Genomic DNA, 1,514 nt, shown 5'->3' with positions numbered 1-1,514 from the left:
TCCAGTTTCTTCACAAACATGTAGATTCTTTCTATGCTTGTAAATATATGCTAATTTTCCGTAATTGCTCAACACATAGAGAATAAGGATTTGAGAGGATTTAAAGCAATAAGAATGGACTCAAAAGCGGAAAATCCTTGTCTTTTGCCAGTATTGACAATGGAACGAACATCTGCAAATAAGTCACGTCCCCAATCAGAGCGAAACCCGTTCGTAACTTTTCTAAAAATTACACTCCAACGCAAAGCCTGTTCGCTAGAGTTATTGGTTGGCGGAATCGTGGGGTCATCCAAAAACAGGAATAGGTTTTCTCGTAACTTTAGATATCGCTTTTTTAGCCTGAGTCCGTCATCTTGAGTCGGTAACAAAGCTAGAATACTGTCGAGGTCTCGATACAATCGACATCGATATTGATAACGGGTAGAGTCAGCTAAATCCGACCATCGCTTTCGCAGCACAAAAGCGCGTAGCAGCAGCTTTTTCATCCTGCCAGAGAAAATATGGTCTCCTGCATCAATACCATACTGACAATCTCGGAGTTGATGAGCGAGACAAACTTGCCATTCTGTCGCTGGATTGGTCTTTTGAGCGCTAAACAAATCTGATACCCATACCTCTGGTTGATGTTCTCCCATTACTTCGGTAATCACATCTGCACCTCTAGAAGGTCGGATGATATGAAAACATACTTGCTCGTTCTGGAATACCCATTCCCATTGATTTTTGCCATTTACCCTTGCACTGGTTTCGTCACTGCATACTAGACGAGATGTTTTCAGTGCTTGGAGTATTCCTGTCACTTCGGACTCTAGTTGTCCTTTTACCCTTGTTAATAGGTTCGCGATTGCTCCTTCTGATATCTCTAACCCAAATACTTCACTCAGCATTTGCTGCATTCTTCCATAGCTAATCCCGTGACTGTATCTCATCGTTGTTACTAGGGCGGCGATTCGATCTCCAAAGGGACTGCCTGCTTCCATGCTTACTGGTACTGTTGCTATTTGTTCTTGTCCGCAATGCTCACACTTACATCCATATCTTTCGATTCTAGTCACGATTGGTTTGATTGGTGGTATGTCGATTTTGTCGTATCGTTCCAGTAATACCTGCATCGATTCGGCGATCTCTTTCCCACATTCTGCACAGCTTTTTACTATCGCTTTAATCGTTTGGTCTGGATTTTCACTCAGTTGACGACCTCCTCCTTCCCGACCTATGCTACCTACTCGCTTGCTCACACTTCCCTCTTCTGGATTATCGGTCTCGGCTTTAAATCCTTTCGCTGGAGGTAAACTCGAATTCTTTGAGGTCTTCTTTGGTTTCTTTTCTAGCTGTTTCTGTAGCTTTTGTAGTTCTTCCCATAGCTTCACTATCAAGGCTTCTTTTGCCTCGTCTGTTAGTTCCTTTAGGTTCGGTAACTCCTTCATATCTTTAATTTATCAGCTTTTGCCTTTTTGTCAATTTCCCTTGGTTGAGCAATTACGCGCAATTAAATATAAAAACCCAAATAACCC

Annotated in this window: 1 protein-coding gene; it reads right to left on the bottom strand. The window is 42.3% G+C overall.

Annotated features, from left to right (window positions below; translation table 11 throughout):
* Positions 1-68: 68 nt before the first annotated feature.
* Complete coding sequence (gene tnpC, locus PSE7429_RS21360; protein ID WP_009629452.1) at positions 69-1,427, bottom strand: IS66 family transposase; 1,359 nt, start codon at positions 1,425-1,427, stop codon at positions 69-71.
* Between the last annotated feature and the right edge of the window lie 87 nt (positions 1,428-1,514).

The organism is Pseudanabaena biceps PCC 7429, from assembly GCF_000332215.1.
GTDB lineage: Bacteria > Cyanobacteriota > Cyanobacteriia > Pseudanabaenales > Pseudanabaenaceae > Pseudanabaena > Pseudanabaena biceps.
This window is presented reverse-complemented; position numbering and strand designations above follow the sequence as displayed.